Source organism: Pedobacter sp. Leaf216, assembly GCF_001421515.1.
GTDB lineage: Bacteria > Bacteroidota > Bacteroidia > Sphingobacteriales > Sphingobacteriaceae > Pedobacter.
The window spans coordinates 1-16906 of the sequence record NZ_LMKM01000038.1 but is presented as its reverse complement, the minus strand read 5'-3'; the positions used below and the strand labels follow the sequence as shown (position 1 = coordinate 16906).

19 protein-coding genes and 1 tRNA gene are annotated in these 16906 nt (G+C 37.6%); 10 read left to right on the top strand and 10 right to left on the bottom strand.

All coding sequences use genetic code 11. The features are described 5' to 3' along the window. Positions 1-212: 212 nt before the first annotated feature. Positions 213-623 carry a hypothetical protein gene (locus tag ASE74_RS23580; protein WP_055915025.1) on the top strand — a complete coding sequence of 137 codons (411 nt, stop codon included), beginning with the start codon at positions 213-215 and terminating at the stop codon, positions 621-623. A gap of 57 nt (positions 624-680) precedes the next feature. Here the strand turns inward: ASE74_RS23580 and ASE74_RS23575 are convergent, their stop codons facing one another. Further along, entirely contained in the window at positions 681-2504 is a 1824-nt protein-coding gene (locus tag ASE74_RS23575) for a DNA polymerase III subunit gamma/tau (protein ID WP_055915022.1), read from the bottom strand. Positions 2505-2640: 136 nt separating this feature from the next. Between ASE74_RS23575 and ASE74_RS23570 the strand changes: the two genes are divergently transcribed. Beyond that, on the top strand, positions 2641-3387 hold the full coding sequence (locus ASE74_RS23570) for a hypothetical protein (RefSeq protein ID WP_157255516.1): 747 nt from the start codon (positions 2641-2643) through the stop codon (positions 3385-3387). Positions 3388-3392: 5 nt separating this feature from the next. Here the strand turns inward: ASE74_RS23570 and ASE74_RS23565 are convergent, their stop codons facing one another. Then, complete coding sequence (locus ASE74_RS23565; RefSeq protein WP_055915016.1) at positions 3393-4148, bottom strand: DUF1570 domain-containing protein; 756 nt, start codon at positions 4146-4148, stop codon at positions 3393-3395. A gap of 7 nt (positions 4149-4155) precedes the next feature. Further along, positions 4156-5019 (bottom strand): AraC family transcriptional regulator, encoded by an 864-nt coding sequence (locus tag ASE74_RS23560; protein ID WP_055915013.1) that lies wholly within the window; start codon positions 5017-5019, stop codon positions 4156-4158. 182 nt (positions 5020-5201) lie between these two features. Between ASE74_RS23560 and ASE74_RS23555 the strand changes: the two genes are divergently transcribed. From ASE74_RS23555 to rplI, 4 genes are all read left to right on the top strand, one after another. Next, positions 5202-5795 carry a hypothetical protein gene (locus tag ASE74_RS23555; RefSeq protein WP_157255515.1) on the top strand — a complete coding sequence of 198 codons (594 nt, stop codon included), beginning with the start codon at positions 5202-5204 and terminating at the stop codon, positions 5793-5795. A gap of 282 nt (positions 5796-6077) precedes the next feature. After that, positions 6078-6434, top strand: a complete 357-nt coding sequence (rpsF, locus tag ASE74_RS23550) for a 30S ribosomal protein S6 (protein ID WP_055915007.1) — start codon at positions 6078-6080, stop codon at positions 6432-6434. Further along, positions 6434-6697, top strand: a complete 264-nt coding sequence (gene rpsR / locus ASE74_RS23545) for a 30S ribosomal protein S18 (protein ID WP_010599582.1) — start codon at positions 6434-6436, stop codon at positions 6695-6697. The genes rpsF and rpsR overlap by 1 nt, the downstream gene beginning before the upstream one ends. Before the next feature lie 12 nt (positions 6698-6709). Then, positions 6710-7153, top strand: a complete 444-nt coding sequence (gene rplI, locus ASE74_RS23540) for a 50S ribosomal protein L9 (protein WP_025144599.1) — start codon at positions 6710-6712, stop codon at positions 7151-7153. Positions 7154-7512: 359 nt separating this feature from the next. On the opposite strand, the gene ASE74_RS23535 is transcribed toward rplI, so the two are convergent. Continuing rightward, positions 7513-8211, bottom strand: coding sequence for an SDR family oxidoreductase (locus tag ASE74_RS23535; protein WP_055915005.1), 699 nt, complete (start codon positions 8209-8211; stop codon positions 7513-7515). Between the two features lie 30 nt (positions 8212-8241). Continuing rightward, positions 8242-9051: a DUF1080 domain-containing protein gene (locus ASE74_RS23530; protein ID WP_055915002.1), complete on the bottom strand. Its 810-nt coding sequence runs from the start codon at positions 9049-9051 to the stop codon at positions 8242-8244. Positions 9052-9246: 195 nt separating this feature from the next. On the opposite strand from ASE74_RS23530, the gene mtgA reads away from it, so the two are divergent. Then, complete coding sequence (mtgA, locus tag ASE74_RS23525) at positions 9247-9975, top strand: monofunctional biosynthetic peptidoglycan transglycosylase (RefSeq protein ID WP_055914999.1); 729 nt, start codon at positions 9247-9249, stop codon at positions 9973-9975. Between the two features lie 30 nt (positions 9976-10005). On the opposite strand, the gene ASE74_RS23520 is transcribed toward mtgA, so the two are convergent. The 3 genes from ASE74_RS23520 to ASE74_RS23510 all read right to left on the bottom strand — a co-directional run bounded on the left by ASE74_RS23520 (position 10006) and on the right by ASE74_RS23510 (position 13293). Beyond that, a complete protein-coding gene (locus ASE74_RS23520; RefSeq protein WP_055914996.1) occupies positions 10006-12420 on the bottom strand; it encodes an AsmA family protein in 2415 nt (804 codons plus the stop codon). Positions 12421-12520: 100 nt separating this feature from the next. Beyond that, positions 12521-12808: a YciI family protein gene (locus tag ASE74_RS23515; RefSeq protein ID WP_055914993.1), complete on the bottom strand. Its 288-nt coding sequence runs from the start codon at positions 12806-12808 to the stop codon at positions 12521-12523. 5 nt (positions 12809-12813) lie between these two features. Then, positions 12814-13293, bottom strand: coding sequence for a hypothetical protein (locus tag ASE74_RS23510; RefSeq protein WP_055914990.1), 480 nt, complete (start codon positions 13291-13293; stop codon positions 12814-12816). Between the two features lie 50 nt (positions 13294-13343). Between ASE74_RS23510 and ASE74_RS23505 the strand changes: the two genes are divergently transcribed. Beyond that, complete coding sequence (locus ASE74_RS23505) at positions 13344-13850, top strand: hypothetical protein (RefSeq protein ID WP_055914987.1); 507 nt, start codon at positions 13344-13346, stop codon at positions 13848-13850. A 109-nt stretch (positions 13851-13959) separates the two neighbouring features. Here the strand turns inward: ASE74_RS23505 and ASE74_RS23500 are convergent, their stop codons facing one another. Then, a complete protein-coding gene (locus ASE74_RS23500) occupies positions 13960-14748 on the bottom strand; it encodes a (Fe-S)-binding protein (RefSeq protein ID WP_055914984.1) in 789 nt (262 codons plus the stop codon). 77 nt (positions 14749-14825) lie between these two features. Further along, a complete protein-coding gene (locus tag ASE74_RS23495) occupies positions 14826-16121 on the bottom strand; it encodes a (Fe-S)-binding protein (RefSeq protein WP_055914982.1) in 1296 nt (431 codons plus the stop codon). 229 nt (positions 16122-16350) lie between these two features. Between ASE74_RS23495 and ASE74_RS23490 the strand changes: the two genes are divergently transcribed. Together ASE74_RS23490 and ASE74_RS25300 are read left to right on the top strand one after the other, a co-directional pair. Beyond that, positions 16351-16423 (top strand) — tRNA-Phe (locus ASE74_RS23490). A gap of 246 nt (positions 16424-16669) precedes the next feature. After that, positions 16670-16906 (top strand): hypothetical protein (locus ASE74_RS25300; RefSeq protein ID WP_055914980.1); only part of this gene is annotated, 237 nt, incomplete at its 3' end.

Sequence of the window (16906 nt, the reverse complement as noted above, 5' to 3'; positions counted from 1 at the left end):
CAGCTTGGGACACGCCAAATGATATTAACAATTAAAAATCTATCCGTCTGAACTGAATAAAGTATTTCAAAAACAATCTAAAACCTCCACAGCCAGATCAAGATCGACAAGTTTCATTTAGCATTCACCTTAATTTTAGTATTGTTAATTGCCAAACAAACCTTATCTGAATCCTTTTGTTATATCACTATAAATTAAAGGAGATATATATCATGGAAATTAACGAGAATAAAGGATCGCAGGATAAAATACACAGCACTACAGAAAACAGCGAAATAAATAAGGAAAACCTTTCTTACGATGAGAATAAACAGAGTTACGAACTTGATGTGAAAGGTACGGATGAAGATTACGATCATCCGATGGGATATGAAACGGTAGCAGCTGGTGCCAAAGATGACGATTCTACTTATGATGAAGCCAACCCTTACATTGGTGATGAATACGCACGCGATGAAGAAGTTGCTGAAGATAATTTAGAGGAGTTGGGTATGCATGTGGATAATGGTGAAAGTGTAAAATTAAGTCCTGAAGATGAAATTCTTGCCCGCACACCTGAAGATAACCGCGATGATTTGGATGAGGAAGGTTATCCTATTAACGATACCCCTGAAATTAACTAGGCATATCGATATTTAAACTAAATTCTCTTAGGAATTAAAGTGAGCACGCAAAATTGACTACGGATTAATATCTAGATTAAACCTTCTGCGCAATTCATCAAGCTTAGGGTTTTTATTTACCAGGTAGTCGTACTTTTCGCGATTACCGTAAAGCCTGTTTTCAATTTTGCGTTCCATTAGTTTGTAAGTAACTTCTACACCGAAATTGCGGAGTTCATTCCTCAGGAAATTTAACAGCTCTACCGATTCTTGCTGCACAAGGTGTTCCTGGGTTTTGCTTTCAACAGAAATTTCGATCAGTTCGGGGTTTAAAAGCGTTGGGGCAAAATTATTTAAAATGGTAAAAAGATTAATCCGATCGGTAGCCTTCATCTTTTGGGTAAAGGCATTCCAAACTTCCAGTAAACGGTCGTAACTGAATGGTTCTCTGGCATCGCCGGTAACTTTTTTAGGTCCGTCATCATCATCGCCCTGGGCTACACGTTCCAGATCATTTAATGAAGGAATAAGTGTGCTTATCGCATTTGCCTTTGGGATATTAATGCTAATGGAGGTGGCAGATGGTGGAGGACTAACCCTTGGTGTTTCTTTCGCTTTATCTGCTATAGCAATGCTGGCTGAAACCGGATTTTTAGCTATTGGAATAGGCGTAGAAGCAATGGTTTCGCTTTCTGCTTTTGGCTTTGGTGTTTCAACCTGCCCGGCTACGACATTAGTTTTTTTTTTATCCTGATCTCCGTCAGTTGCTGTGTTACTCGTATTTAAAGGTTGTTGTGCTAAATTGACGACAGACCGGATATGGCACATTTTAATTAATGCCAGTTCTACCTGTAAACGTTGGTTTTTAGAATTTTTATAATTTAAATCGCAGGTATTGGCCAGGTTTAAGGCAGTTAAAAGGAACGAAAGTTCTGTTTGCCGGCACTGATCGAGATATTTTTGCTTAATATTTTCGCTAACTTCTAAAAGTTTAATGGTTGATGCATCTTTACCTACCAATAAATTACGGAAGTGAGAAGCCAGGCCATTAATAAAATTATTTCCATCAAAACCGTTGTTCAGAATCTCATCAAACAAAAGTAAGGTTTGGCTAACTTCTGCTGCGGTTAAATAAGAGGTAAGTTTAAAAAAGTAATCGTAATCAAGAATGTTCAGGTTATCGATTACTGCCTTATAAGTAATATTCTTATTGGCATAACTGGCAATCTGATCAAACATCGAAAGTGCATCACGCAAACCGCCATCTGCTTTTTGAGCAATGATATGTAAACCATCACTTTCAAATGCGATATTTTCGCGCTGGGCAATGGTTGATAGGTGATTGGCAATATCTTCTACCTGAATACGGTTGAAATCAAAAATCTGACAACGCGATAAAATAGTCGGCAGGATTTTATGTTTCTCCGTAGTAGCCAGGATAAAAATGGCATAAGAAGGCGGTTCTTCCAAAGTTTTCAGAAAGGCATTAAATGCACTTTGCGATAACATGTGAACCTCGTCAATAATATAGATTTTATATTTCCCCGCTTGTGGCGGTATACGTACCTGTTCAATTAAACTACGGATATCATCAACAGAGTTGTTTGATGCCGCATCTAATTCGTGCACATTGAAAGAATGTCCGTTCTGGAAAGAAAGACAGTTGTCGCATTGGCCGCAGGCTTCCATTTCTGCTGTAGGGTTGGTACAGTTTATGGTTTTTGCCAGGATACGGGCACAGGTTGTTTTACCCACACCACGCGGACCGCAAAATAAAAATGCCTGCGCAAGCTGATTGTTTTTGATGGCATTTTTCAGCGTACCTGTAATATGCTGCTGGCCAACTACGGTTTCGAAGGTGGCTGGGCGGTATTTACGGGCAGAAACAATAAAATTTTCCATCGCCACGAAAATAGGAAAAATTTAGGTGTTGCAAGATTGAAAAGTTGGAATGTGGAAAAGTTGGAATACTTAAATGATTTACAAAAGATTGCGTAACATTCAAGGCTAAAATTAATCTAACCATAAAACTTTATAAATGAGAATATTAATTTTTATTAGCGCAATGTTGTTGTCTTTTTCGGGCACTTTGATGGCACAGGTTGACACCATAAATGCTCAAAACCATAAACTGGTGATGAGCAATCTGAAAGAAGGAAAAAACAGCTACCTGGTTTATATGGCTGATTCTTTAGAAACCAAACGTACTGTTGGAGATTTATGGGAAAGAACAATTGCTTTTAAAAAGAGAGATAAAAATGAAGTTGTAGAATTTGGTTGGAAATGGCTTCATGGTGATTCACTTTTGGCCACAATAACCAATATCTGTGATAAAAAAACGCTTGCACCAATTTATCATTATGCCAATTATAAACGCAGGGGTATTTATGCCTACGATTATAAAACTGGCATGATGCAGCCATCTGATACCGTGAAAAATAATGATGCAATTAAGAAAGGGCCTGTTAAATTGGATATTCCGATCATTTCGTGGGAGCAGGATTTAGAAACTTATGCGTTATTGCCAATTAAAAAAGTTGGCCAGCAATTTGATATTTCCTTTTTTGATCCCAACGAAAAATCAGCAACCTACCATCGCTATGTAGTAACTGGTAAGGATAATTTAAAATTGAATGCAGATGCATCAGTTAATTGCTGGCTGCTTAAAATCAATTACAGTAAAGACAGTTATGCTATTTTCTGGCTAACCGAAAAATCGAAAGAGGTGATTAAAATGAAAGAATATTACAAGGGTAACTACCGTATAAAGGTTAAGCAATACTGATCCTTTTAATAATGCAAGTTATAAAACTGTTTATAGCTTGCATCAAATGCATCAAAACTCCCGTAAGTAAGTGCTATCGCTTTTTCGGTATCATAACCCTGTGAAGTTAGCTTGATGATGTTTTTTAATGCTGCAGTTCTTTTATTTTTAACAAAATAATAGATCATACTGTAAGCGGTATTGTAGTTGTCATCAATCCCATGCCCGTAAAAAGCACCATCATAAATCCTGAAAAACGTTTTTAACCGCTCGGTATCCTTATAATCTAAACCCGACTTTATACTTTTGATCCGGTTGCTCTGCGGGTAAGAATATAAATTTCCTTCACTGTCAAAATCCAGGGTTTCAAAAAACTCGGCCAGTCCTTCATTTAACCATTTAGGTGCTTTTTGATAATTATACTGGAAAATACTATGACTGGCTTCATGCAATGCCACTGGGATAAAATCGCCACTCTTCATAATAAAGGCCTGGTTTATTGCCGGAATATAAAAACCAGTGGTTGACGGTGCATTGTACTTGCTTTTTTCTACACGGTAATCCTTTGATTTTCCATAAAGATTTATTTTAACCGGTACCGAGATATTTTCTCTGGTTTCGAAAATTTCGTTGCAGAACATCCGCTCGTAAGCGATCAGTTTTTCAATTTTCTTCTGTTCCGAATCACTTATTTTGCAGTTTACCAGATTGATTTCTACATATTGGGCATGTAACGTTATGCCGATTAGATTAGATATTAACAATAAAACGAGCGTTTTCATATTTTGTTTATTTGATTACTGATTTTAATTCATGTCTGTATTCTGATGCACTTTTGCCTGTAAATTCCTTAAACAATTTATTAAAATGGCTAAAATTGTTAAAACCGCTCTCATAAGATATATTTGCAATGCTAATGGGTTTTTCAGCCAGAAGTTTAGAAGCATGCACCACACGGTACTCGTTTACAAAATGCGTAAAGGTTTTTTTGGTAATTTTTTTAAAATAGCGGCAAAATGATGGCACTGTCATGCTCGACATTTCTGCAACGTGCTGTAAACTGATCTGGTCTTGAAAATGATCTTTTACATAATTGAAAATCATATTAATGCGGTCATTATCCTGCACCTGCATTTCCATGGAGAACCCATCGGCATTTAAAATTTTATAGTCTTTGGCGTTTTCAAGTTCCTTTAATACACTCAGCAGCGTTAAAAGCCTTTCAAATGGAGCTTGGTCGTCCATCAATTCAATTTTATCGCCAACCGCACTTTTGGTACCGCTGCCAAAAGCAATGCCCGCCTTTGATTTGTCAAACAATTCCTGAATTCCCTTAATTTCTTGCAGTCCTAAAAAAGCGGAACCCAAAAAATCAGGTTTCATCTGGATTACGGTTTCGTTTTTGTTCCCGGTATTGGTATCGGTAAAACCACAATGAGGAAGGTTGCTGCCGATTAAAATCAGGTCACCCTCTGTATAGTATGAAACATGGCTACCGATCTGCCGCTTCCCGGCGCCGCCGTTCACAAAAACCATTTCTATTTCGGGATGGTAATGCCAGAGATGCGCCATGTTGTTGGCATTCTCTACATATTTAGAATAGTAGAACGAACTTCCGAAAGAAGGCTCTACCACTTCGAAACTTGGCTTCATTGTTTTATAATTTATCTTACTAAAATAAGGAAAAAATATGCTTCATTCTAATTTATGGCAAAATAGTGGTGTATTGCGGGTAATATAGCATAGAAAGTGGAAAATATGCAATCATCTATATTTCAGTTGCCTCTATACCTTAGTACCATCATATAATGATTAACTCTTTAAAAATATTGGTTATGAAAAAGTTCTTAAAAATCGGTTTAATAGCAGCGTTATTTTTTACTGCTACGGGTGTTCACGCTAACGATGATAATTTTACTTTAAAAGTAAAAGGTGAAAAAGATAAATATATCCGTTTTTCTGTAGATAAAGCAGAGGATGTAAATTTATCACTTATTGGTTCAGATGAAGAAGTTCTGTTTGAAGAAAAGATTCATGCTTCGGCTGCTTCAAGCAAAATTTATGATTTAAATGCGCTTCCTGACGGAAACTACGTGCTTAAAGTAGAGTCGGATGTAAAATTGGCCAAATATACAGTAACGATTAAAAATGGTGAGGCAATTGTATCTGAGCCAAAATTATCAAATATCTTTAAACCTGTTTACACTCAAAATGATCAGGTGATTACGCTTAACCTGGATAACCTGGATAAAAACCCGATTGAAGTTAAAGTATACAACGAGTACAATGATGAGGTTTACAACGAAGTGTTTAAAGACAAATCACAGTTGACCAAAAAATTCAATATCAGTAAAACAGATTCAAAAGAATTAACCTTTGTGGTTAAGTTTAAAGATGAAAGTTTTGTTAAAACGATTCAAACTTATTAAATAATACAGCTAATTGATGTTGGGAGATTGTCGGATAGATAGTCTCCCTTTTTTTATTTAAGGTGGTTGAATCTAAGATTTGAGACATTGTATATTAACATATCTCACCTGCGATTCTTTAATTTACCTATTCGCTTAGGTTTATCTCTCATCATTCCTGGCCAATAGTATTTCTTTCGGTATAAAATCTTATTAATCATTTGATTTTAAGAAATATATTGTTACTTTTGCATCCCCGTAATATACCTCGGGATTAAAAAATTAAAAACATAATTTATAACAATGAATCAGTACGAAACTGTTATCGTTCTAACCCCTTTGTTATCAGAAGAAGTTGCTAAAGAGGCATTAGCCAAATATAAAGCAGTTCTTGTTGATAATGGAGCCGAAATTGTCCAAGAGGATAATTGGGGTTTGAGAAAATTAGCGTATCCAATTGAGAAAAAATCAAACGGATTCTTCAGCTTAACTGAATACAAATCTTCAGGTGAGTTGATCGCAAAATTAGAGCTTGAATTAAAACGCGATGAGCGTGTGTTACGTTTCTTAACCATCCGTTTAGACAAACACGCTATTGCTTACAATGAGAAAAAGCGTAGTGGTGCTTTTAACAAAAAAACTAAGGAGGTTGCAGCGTAATGGCAAGAGAACAAATACAATACGTAACCGCCCCTAAAGTAGAGGATAACCGTAAAAAATATTGCCGTTTCAAGAAAAACGGAATTAAATACATCGATTACAAGGATGCAAATTTCTTGTTGAAATTTATTAACGATCAAGGTAAATTATTACCACGCCGTTTAACTGGTACTTCGTTAAAATTCCAACGTAAAGTGGCTCAGGCAGTTAAACGTGCCCGTCATATCGGTTTGTTACCTTTCGTTGCTGATCAATTAAAATAGGAGGCTAGAGATATGGAAATTATTTTAAAACAAGATATTAAAGGCCTTGGCGAGAAAGATGATGTAGTTACAGTAAAGCCAGGTTATGGCCGTAACTATTTAATCCCTCAAGGATTTGGAGCATTGGCTACTTCTTCTGCTAAAAAAGTTTTAGCAGAAAACTTAAAGCAAGCTGCTTTCAAACAAGATAAAATTAAGAAAGATGCTGAAGGTGTTGCTGAGCGTTTAACTGATGTTAAACTTTCTATCGGTGCTAAAGCTGGCGAAAGCGGAAAAATCTTTGGAGCGGTTAATACCATCCAGATTGCTGAAGCATTAAAAGCACAAGGCTTTGATGTAGACCGTCGTCGTATTACTTTCGAAACTGAACCAAAATTTGTTGGCGAATATGTTGCTAACTTAAACTTACACAAAGAAGTTAAAGTTCAGGTTCCTTTCGAAGTAATTGCTGAATAAGCATTCTTTAACGAATCAATTAAAAGTCCCGATGCAAATCGGGACTTTTTTTATGATCTAATCAATAGATTTTAGGATGATGTTATAGGCTTTGTTCTGTAGTTTATTCAAGAGGTATCGTAAACGCCATAATCTGTGTTTTGTAACAAAGTCAGGGCATATTTTAACAAATCTTGTAACAAAGTCAGGGCATATTTGCTTTAATCTTGTAACAAAGTCAGGGCATTTGATGTTGAGTTGATAGAATTTACAAAACTTAAGTCAATATTAAATTGATGCAGTAATGAAAACAATAACCTGCGGAAATAATAAATCCCCGCAAGTTCAATGAATAAGCTGTATAGAAAATTATCCTTCAGTTAGCCTTTAGGCGTTGTTGGCCTGATTTCTACCTTACTAGGCAATGTTCGGGCTGGCATAGCCAATAAATCAACAATAAGTTTGCCCATATCCTCCGGCTGAATTTTCCAGGCGTCATTTTCTGAATCGGGTTGATGATCATTGAAATGGCTTGCTACCGAACCCGGCATAATTGTGCTTACCTTTACACCATATTTCCTTAAATCAAGCATCACCGATTGGGTAAAACCTGTTAAACCAAACTTACTGGCATTGTAGGCCGATCCACCGGCAAAAAAGTTTGTTCCTGCCAAGCTTGAAATGGTAAAGATATGTCCGTTTGTTCTTTTAATTTCATCAACCGTAGCCTTGATGCTGTAAAAAACACCTGTTAGGTTCGTATCAATGGTTTCCTTCCATAAATCAATACTTAATTCATCAATAGGCGCAAAATGACCTATTCCAGCATTGGCGATGAGTACATCTAACTGGCCCCATTTTTCCAGAATTAGGTTAACTGCTTCCTGCTGAGAAGTGAAATTGGCAACATCTGCCTCAATGGCCAATACATCGCCATGAGCTACAAGATGAGATGCGGCTTCATTTGCGCTTGCAATTGTTCTGCTGGTTATGGCTACCTTGTAACCGTTTTTTAGGAGGGCTTCGGCAATACCAAAACCGATTCCCTTACTTCCTCCTGTAATTAGTGCAACTTTCATGCTCTTGTAACGTATGATATCGAAAAATGTTTAATTAGATTTTTTGTTGCCCTGTTGAGGAAGTTCCATAATCTGGATATCCTTAAAATCGACAGGCTGACCTTCACTTTGCAAGGCAATGAAACCCTGCTTAAGCGCTTTACCATCAATCTTTATTTTAGGATCGTAACGGTTGGCCACACCTCCGCCAATTTGAGGTTTGCTGTATTGTAAAACAGTATCTCCGTTGATAATGTGTGTAACCAGCGAATCGCCCATAACAATTAGCTCTGCTGATACCCACTGATCGCCATCGTAGGTTTTGGATTTTGAATCAAGGCAATGGCCGTCGTATAATTTACCCTGATAAAAAATATCAGTTCCAGGTGAGCACATGTTTCCGGTAGGGCGGGGCCTTCCATCACTCAAACCTCCTAAAAACTGCATTTCAATCGAAATTGGCCAATCCTGCTCCTTGGGCATTGTTTTTGGATCTTGGGAGTGGAACATTAGCCCACTGTTGCGTAAAGTATAACTTGGGGCACCTTTTTGCAGTTCGCCAACAAAACGGTATTTTAATTTGAGGTGATAATAAGAAAATGGTGTTTTATAATAAAGATGGCCGAACTGATCATTAAAATCACCGTATTGATCATAACGAACCTGTATTATTCCGTTTTCCACCCTAAAAGTATTTCCAAAATTTACGTTGTAATCGTGGTGGTGAATTTTCACATTCCAGTCTTTAATGTCTTTTCCGTTAAAAAGTGTTATCCATTTTTCTGATCTGTTGGTGATATTTTTGCTTGTACTGCAGCTCCATAAAGTAACAGCAAGAATGAGGTAAAATAGTTTTTTCATTTGGTTGATTTTTTTTTGGGGTCAGTTTGAAAATCTGAATCACAAAATACATAAACAAAGTGATTTTAACTTGTATTATAGGTTTACAACGATAATTTTGCAGGAGCGTTTTATTTCTGGTTGCTTTAAATATTTTTTTTATCATTCACCGCTCCGGTACTTCCCATCTTCCGCCGCTTTAATTACCTTTGCCACATGGCGAAAACCCGGACAAGCAAAACCAAAAATAAGACAAAACATCCCCTCCTTAAAAGGATTACCAACATTGCCACAAAGGTATTTTTATATTTTTTGCTGGTTTCTGTATTTTGGGTAATTGCGTTGCGTTTTATCAATCCGCCAATTACGCTTTTAATGGTATTGCGAAACATTGAGCGCAAGGCTGACGGAAAGCCGTTTAAAACTGAAAAAAAGTGGGTAAAGTTTGATGATATGTCTGATAACATGAAACGGGCAGCGGTATCAGCAGAAGATCAACTCTTTTTAAAGCATATTGGTTTTGATATGAAGGCCATCGAAAAAGCTTTCGCCAGTAACGCAAAAGGTAAAAAGGTAAAGGGTGGAAGTACTATTTCACAACAAACTGCTAAAAATGTTTTTTTATGGCCTGGCAGATCATGGATCAGGAAAGGATTTGAAGCCTATTTTACGCTATTGATCGAGATTTTTTGGAGTAAAGAAAGAATTTTAGAGGTTTACTTAAATGTTATCGAGATGGGCGATGGCATTTACGGTGCCGAGGCTGCTGCACAGGAGTATTATGGTAAATCGTGTACCAAATTAACCAAAAAGCAAGCTGCATTAATCGCTTCCTGTTTTCCAAACCCAAGAAGGTGGACACCAAAGAATGCAACTCCGTACATCAGGCACCGCCAGTATTTAATTCTTAGAAATATGAACAGGCTCGGGCCGCTTGATTTTTAATGATTAAATTGTGAATCAGTGAATAATTGATTAATCGTGGTCTTTATTCCATCTGATCTTTATTCCGCCCTTATCATCGTCAACAGCTTTTAAATGCAGTACGATACCACGCATACGGGCTTCCCGTTTTTCTGCTTTGGTCAGATTTTCATCTCCTTTAGGGTTTCTCAGCGGAATATCCATGGCTACGTTTGTACCCACGCCAAGCGCATATGTACCTTTTACATTAAAATTTAATGCGCTGGAATTTACGAGCATCGGACTGATTTCTACTTTATCGCCTTTAATAGTGAGTGTTCCATCCAGGTTTTTAATTTCAACATTTGATAAATTCCGGTTTGCAAAAGCAAACTTTCCAACTTTAACCATTGGATCAAAATTTACCAGTGCTGCATTGTTAAGATTGAAAACCACTTTGCCATTGATTGATCTGGGAAGAATTTTTCCGGTATGGGATATTTTGCCGGAAATGTTAACCAGCGAGGACAGGTAACCTTTTAAATTTTTGTTTGTAATGGTATTCTGTCCGAAATTATCAAAGGAATAGAAGAAGTCTTTAACGCTCACATGGCTGATCTTTGAATTGATCTTAAAACTATTTGAGGCAGCTTCCTGCATAATATTCCCGTCTAAAGATAGTTGTCCGCCAGCATGGGCCACACTTATCTTATTAAAGAATATGCCGCCACCACGTAAAGAGATGTCTGCATCGAGGTTTTTAGCCAGGAAATTATTGTAAATGGCTTTATCGACCGTTAAACGGATATTCATTTTCGAAACTTCGAGCACATTGCTCAGTTCCTTGGAAACTACTTTTTTATTTCCACCTGACTGTGTTTTTTTTGCAGTTCTTGGACCTAAAAAAGGTAAAAATTCTTTCAGGTACAATTGTGGACTCGACATTTTCAGGTTAACCAATATTTTTTCAGGTGCAGTGTAGTAAAGGTTGGCAAAATTGGCAATACTACAGCTTACATTCAGCTCGCTTTTGCCAAGCTGGAAATGCCCGTTCTGTATTGATAAATCATTTTGGTTGAAATTGATATTCAGGGCACTTTTTACCAAATGGAGCTTTCTGGGAATATACAATATATCAGCATCTGCAATTGCTATTTTTCCTGAAACAACAGGCTTTGTAAACCTGAAATTATCAATATCGGCTTTGCAATATAACCTTAGGTTTGCGGTTCCGTTTTTAAATTCAAAGTCATTCGTACCCAATGAATTGTTGAGGTTCGATAACGGAAACTGTGAAGTAACCAATCCGGTAGCAATTGGTCGCGAGAGGTTATTAACGGTAAAAGTATCGATTTTGAGCGGTGCATTAAAGTATTTTGCGGTAAGCCTGTGGAACTTAATGGAGGAGTTTTCATCCCCGATAACACCACCAACGGTATCCCGGTTGGTAAAAGATCCATCAAAATTACAGTCTGTTAATTTACCCGCCGGAATTGAAACGATATTGTTCCGCACTGTTATCCCTACCTTAATCAAAGGATCGCCATATTTCCCTGAACCGTCATCAACAATATTGCCTCGGATGTTTACCGGTTTTTCGATTCCGAATTTCAACAATTTAGAAGAAATATTAGGGGATAAAAGTAAAGCAACGTCTTTGAACAATATATCATCCACAGCGATGCTGATGGCGAATGCAGACTTGTCAAGTTCAATTTTAGCACCGATTTTGAAAGGATGGTTGTCTATATTCAGTATTTCAGGGCTCAATATAACAGCATCCAAATCGCGACTGTAATGTGCCTTGAGCATTCCGCTTAAGGTTTTATCTTTCAAAAAGCTTCCCTTTCGTGTATTAAAGGCGAAACTATTTACCTTAGTGGCCAGTTTAATTTTACCTGTCCAGCCGCTATCCGGATACTCCATTCTACCCTGGATCTGATCGATGTTGAAATTAAAGAGTTTGAAGCGTTTTTTGTTATCCAATACCAGGTTTACTTTATTAAAATCTATTTTCTTGATTTCCAGTGCAGATGATTTGGAGGTAGATTTCTCTGCTGTTTTGGGTTTACTTTTAAAAATACTGGTATTGCTGTACCCTGTAGTATCAGTGTAGATGTATATATCCGCATTGTTGATGGCAATCTGTTGAATGTTAATGTTGCCTACAATAAGCGAAAGTACATTTAAGGATACATCTATATCCTGCGCTTTCAATAGGTCGTGCTTATGTTGTGCCCATAAACTGTCTCTCAATAAAACCCCGTTTAATGATACCGAAACTCCCGGAAAACTTTTCAAAAGCGTGGGTTCCATACTCGTTGCGGTAATCTTTCCGTTCAGGTTTTTGTTCAGCTGGGATAGGATGGAGGCGAGTACTTCCTTTTTATTTCTGCTAATGTAAAATGCGCCTGCCAACCAGGTCAATATAATCAGGATAACAAAAACCGATAGGATTTTTAAAGAGATTTTGAGCCAGCGCTTCATACACATTAGTTGAGTTAACCAATATAATGTTTTTTGCGCGCTAATTGTTTGGTGCTGAACTAAAAATAATCTGCATTAGCACTATACGTTTTACGATTGGTTAGCCCAAGAGGCTTTCAAGATCAGGATGGTATTGCGAGGTTAAAAACTGGGTAATGGTAAAATCGGCCAATCGGTGCTTGTAAAAGGGATCTTCCATCAGAATTTTTTTTAATGCATCTTCATCTTTAGCGAGGGCTAAGATTATGCCACCGGTCCGTGGCACTTTGCGGCCGGAAGCCACAAAAATGTTTTTATCATAATACTTCTTTAAATACTGCACATGGGCTTTCATGTGTTCATCCAGCTCTTCAAGTGGAACGATATATTTAAGGTCTACAATGAACATAATTATTAAAGTAGATGTGCAAAAACAGTAGCATGCCAGCTGTTTCGAAATGGAACTTCCCACTTGCTTTCAAGTTCTGCCAAATTTTGAACCATATTGTTAAATACAATTGTTTCTGGAGTAACCTGTTTAATATTCACCAAGGTTTCAAAATCTTCTTTGCTGTTTACCACAACCTCTCCATTTACTTTATAAGCCATATTGAAACGGTTAAAAAGATCGACATGATATTCCTGCTCAATTTCTTTGATCAACTTTACGGAGCTATCGATAGAGCAACCGGTAACACCGGCCTTGCTTTCGTCAACAATCAGGATAATAAAAAAACCATAACGGATTTCTGCTTTAGCCAGCAGTTCATTACCATGCGCCTTCCATTGGTTGGTAAAAGATGATAACTTGTTTATGATCTCATTTTCTTCGGTTGAAGTAAACTTTCGATCGCTTTGGTATATCCAAACTCTTGATTGTGGAGAAAAACTCATGTACAAATTTATGATTTTAATTAAATTGGTGTGTTTAAAACGCCAACCTGATGAAAAAGTTTACACTCTGCTTGAAAATATCCCTTATTTCGGCTTTTTGTGTGTTTTTATGTGCTTTTTCCGATCCGGCATCTATGGAGCAATACACCAGTTTTCTGCAAAAATCATTTACCGATCACTACGATACCAGTCAGGAAAATAGCCAGGTTAAACGTTATGAACTTAATGTTACCAACAATGGGTTCTGCCGTTATAAGCGTTATTTTAATAACGGTAAAACTGAATATTTCGCGTTCAAGCTCGCTAAGTTTAAAGATATGGATTATTATGGGACAACAAATTCAGGTAAACTGTATATCCGTACCAAAGGAGATGATGTGATTGTGCAGACCTATAAAGATAGGGGAGGCGATGTAGATTCGATGGCTACGCAGATCATTATACCGGTAAAAAATATGGAAGCAGAAGAATTGAACCAGATTCGTAATAACCTGGAAAATATTACGAAGCTACCGCCGGCTGAAGTGTCTAAAGCAGAAGTAAAATCTGATGATTAATTGCGGCTTATCGTCCTCTCGACTGTGGCCATCGCCTAATGGAGATTCTTCGACTACCTTCCACTCCGCTCAAAACGATGAAACCATAGAGAAATTTTCGTGAAATTATTTACAACCCATTTGCCCTTGCGGTAATTTCTGCAATATCCAGTACCTTAACTTCCTGCTCCTTATCTTTTAATTTGATACCGTCGCTCAGCATGGTCATGCAAAATGGGCATCCTGCTGCAATAAACTGTGGATTGGTTTCCAAAGCTTCATCGATACGTTCAACATTGATATCTTTTTTTCCTTTTTCCGGTTCTTTAAACATTTGTGCGCCACCTGCACCACAGCATAAGCCATTGCTTTTGCAACGTTTCATTTCTACAAGCTGTGCATCCAAAACTTCCAGGGCTTTGCGTGGAGCTTCATAAATCCCGTTCCCGCGACCTAAATAACATGGATCGTGATAGGTGATTTTTTTACCTTTGAAGCTTTCGCCACCCTCGGCTTTAAGCTTTCCTTCGTTAATTAAATCCTGTATCAACTGCGTATGATGAATCACCTCGTAGGAGCCACCTAAGCCAGGATATTCATTTTTGATGGTGTTGAAACAATGCGGACAGCCGGTTACTATTTTTTTAATGTTATAGGCATTCAAAACCTCAATATTGGTCATGGCCTGCATCTGGAAAAGAAATTCGTTCCCTGCTCTTTTCGCCGGATCGCCAGTACAGCTCTCCTCGGTTCCTAAAACAGCGTATTTTATACCTACATGATGAAGGATTTTACAAATGTCGCGGGTAATTTTCTGTGCCCGTTCATCGTAACTTCCTGCACATCCAACCCAAAATAATATTTCCGGTTCTTCACCTGCGGCCATTAATTCGGCCATTGTAGGTACTTTAAATTCCATTGTTGTATTATCTAGTATCAGGTTCAAGCCTGATGTAATTATTATTTTAATTCAATGCCAACTGAAAACTGTTTTTGTTAATTTTCCTGTGCCCAGTTAAAGCGGTCGGCCGGTGAGTATTTCCAGGGTGCCTGGTTATTTTCTATATTCCCCAACATGGCATTAATGCTTGCAGGTGCCTGCGATTCTTCCATCACTGCAAAGCGGCGAAGCTCCATTATAATTTGTAAAGGATCTATATTTACCGGGCAGGCTTCTACGCATGCATTACAGCTGGTACAAGCCCATATTTCCTCTCTGCTGATGTAATCGTCCAATAAAGATTTTCCATCCTGATGTTCAGTCCCGTGTTTGTCAATGTTTTTGCCAACTTCTGTAATGCGGTCGCGGGTATCCATCATGATTTTCCTTGGCGATAAAAGTTTGCCAGTGATGTTTGCAGGGCATACAGATGTACATCTACCACATTCGGTACAGGTATAAGCATTCATTAAATTTACCCAACTTAAATCGGTTACATCCTTTGCACCGAATTTACCAGGCTCAGTTTCTGCCGGAACAAAAGATGGATCGAGCATCGCTTTTACCTCATTGGTAACTGAAGCCATATTGGTAAATTCACCTTTAGGTTCCAAATTGGAAAAATACGTATTTGGGAAAGCGAACAGGATGTGAAAATGTTTGGAGTAGGGAAGATAGTTTAAGAATGCTAAAATTCCGATGATGTGAAACCACCAACAGCTGCGTTCCACAATGATCAATGCACTTTCAGTTGAAGGCAGGATGTTCATCAAATACTGACTCACCGGGAATGCACCTGCGCTAATATAATGGCTGGCTCCCAGGAGTTGCAGTTTGGCATCTGCGGCATTCATGAGCAAAAATGCACTCATTAATAAAATCTCAGTAATTAAAATGTAATTAGCATCCGATTTTGGCCAGCTTTTCATCTCTACACCACTAAAGCGCTTAAGTTTAATGACATTTCTGCGGATCAGGAAAATAACGCAGGAAACCCAAACGGTAAAGGCAAGTATTTCGAACGAACCGATTAAAAAGTTATATAAACTGCCTAATCCATTAAAAATGCGGTGTGTGCCAAAAAGTCCATCGATCATAATTTCGAGCACTTCAAGGTTAATGATTACAAAGCCGATGTAAACAAAAAAGTGTAGAAAAGCAGGGATGGGGCGCACTACCATTTTTGATTGTCCAAAGGCTACACGAAGCATTGTCATTAGCCTTTTTTGTGGCTGATCATTGCGATCGACCGGTTTGCCTAAGCGGATATTGCGAATTATTTTACGCAGGTTTACTGTAAACAGCGCAATTGCTGCAAGTGTAAGTACTAGAAAGAGGATCTGTGCCACCATGCAATATTAGATTGTTTACGCTAAATTAGGATATTAATCTAAATAAATTACTATGCATGCATAAAAAAATATATAAAATTATTTGTTTGTACTCATTCTAAGCATTGTTTAAGGCATATTTTTAGCATGATAAAAAATTAATTAATTGATAATCAGTATAAGAATGAAATAATTGAAAAAAAGTTTTGCTTTTGAAAAAAGAACACTACATTTGCAATCCCAAACGGATGGTGCCATAGCTCAGTCGGTAGAGCAAAGGACTGAAAATCCTTGTGTCCCTGGTTCGAATCCAGGTGGCACCACTTCCAAAAGCCTTACAGAAATGTAAGGCTTTTTTGGTTTATTGGCTTTTTTAAGATTATAGTGTTCAAAACAGGGATCAAGCGGAAAAGTTGGGGGTAATCGAATAATTTGTTTCTTTTGTAGTTAATAGTAATTACAAATTCCCTTGAATCCAGCCGAACAAACCCTTATNGGGATCAAGCGGAAAAGTTGGGGGTAATCGAATAATTTGTTTCTTTTGTAGTTAATAGTAATTACAAATTCCCTTGAATCCAGCCGAACAAACCCTTATCAGTTTTTTATTACCAGAAGGCATTCTGGATTATTTCGAAATACTCAAAGTCGAAAAAGAGTCGAAAGAGCTTCAGATCTWTCTKGAAGAGAAGAATATAGCTCCCTCTGGTTACGGGATAACTGAGCTCGAATCAAAGGGCTTTCTTCCAGAAGTTTCCATTCAGGATTTTCCTATTCGTGGGCAAAAAGTTGCCTTACGTATCAAGAGA

Coding starts and splice junctions, on each gene's coding strand:
- rpsR (WP_010599582.1), top strand. CDS start 6,434: ATGGCAAGAGAACAAATACAATACGTAACCGCCCCTAAAGTAGAGGAT.
- ASE74_RS23530 (WP_055915002.1), bottom strand. CDS start 9,051: ATGAAAAAACTATTTTACCTCATTCTTGCTGTTACTTTATGGAGCTGC.
- ASE74_RS23580 (WP_055915025.1), top strand. CDS start 213: ATGGAAATTAACGAGAATAAAGGATCGCAGGATAAAATACACAGCACT.
- ASE74_RS23510 (WP_055914990.1), bottom strand. CDS start 13,293: ATGAGTTTTTCTCCACAATCAAGAGTTTGGATATACCAAAGCGATCGA.
- ASE74_RS23500 (WP_055914984.1), bottom strand. CDS start 14,748: ATGGAATTTAAAGTACCTACAATGGCCGAATTAATGGCCGCAGGTGAA.
- ASE74_RS23565 (WP_055915016.1), bottom strand. CDS start 4,148: ATGAAAACGCTCGTTTTATTGTTAATATCTAATCTAATCGGCATAACG.
- ASE74_RS23520 (WP_055914996.1), bottom strand. CDS start 12,420: ATGAAGCGCTGGCTCAAAATCTCTTTAAAAATCCTATCGGTTTTTGTT.
- rplI (WP_025144599.1), top strand. CDS start 6,710: ATGGAAATTATTTTAAAACAAGATATTAAAGGCCTTGGCGAGAAAGAT.
- ASE74_RS23495 (WP_055914982.1), bottom strand. CDS start 16,121: ATGGTGGCACAGATCCTCTTTCTAGTACTTACACTTGCAGCAATTGCG.
- ASE74_RS23535 (WP_055915005.1), bottom strand. CDS start 8,211: ATGAAAGTTGCACTAATTACAGGAGGAAGTAAGGGAATCGGTTTTGGT.
- ASE74_RS23575 (WP_055915022.1), bottom strand. CDS start 2,504: ATGGAAAATTTTATTGTTTCTGCCCGTAAATACCGCCCAGCCACCTTC.
- ASE74_RS23570 (WP_157255516.1), top strand. CDS start 2,641: ATGAGAATATTAATTTTTATTAGCGCAATGTTGTTGTCTTTTTCGGGC.
- ASE74_RS23505 (WP_055914987.1), top strand. CDS start 13,344: ATGAAAAAGTTTACACTCTGCTTGAAAATATCCCTTATTTCGGCTTTT.
- ASE74_RS23515 (WP_055914993.1), bottom strand. CDS start 12,808: ATGTTCATTGTAGACCTTAAATATATCGTTCCACTTGAAGAGCTGGAT.
- mtgA (WP_055914999.1), top strand. CDS start 9,247: ATGGCGAAAACCCGGACAAGCAAAACCAAAAATAAGACAAAACATCCC.
- ASE74_RS23560 (WP_055915013.1), bottom strand. CDS start 5,019: ATGAAGCCAAGTTTCGAAGTGGTAGAGCCTTCTTTCGGAAGTTCGTTC.
- rpsF (WP_055915007.1), top strand. CDS start 6,078: ATGAATCAGTACGAAACTGTTATCGTTCTAACCCCTTTGTTATCAGAA.
- ASE74_RS23555 (WP_157255515.1), top strand. CDS start 5,202: ATGAAAAAGTTCTTAAAAATCGGTTTAATAGCAGCGTTATTTTTTACT.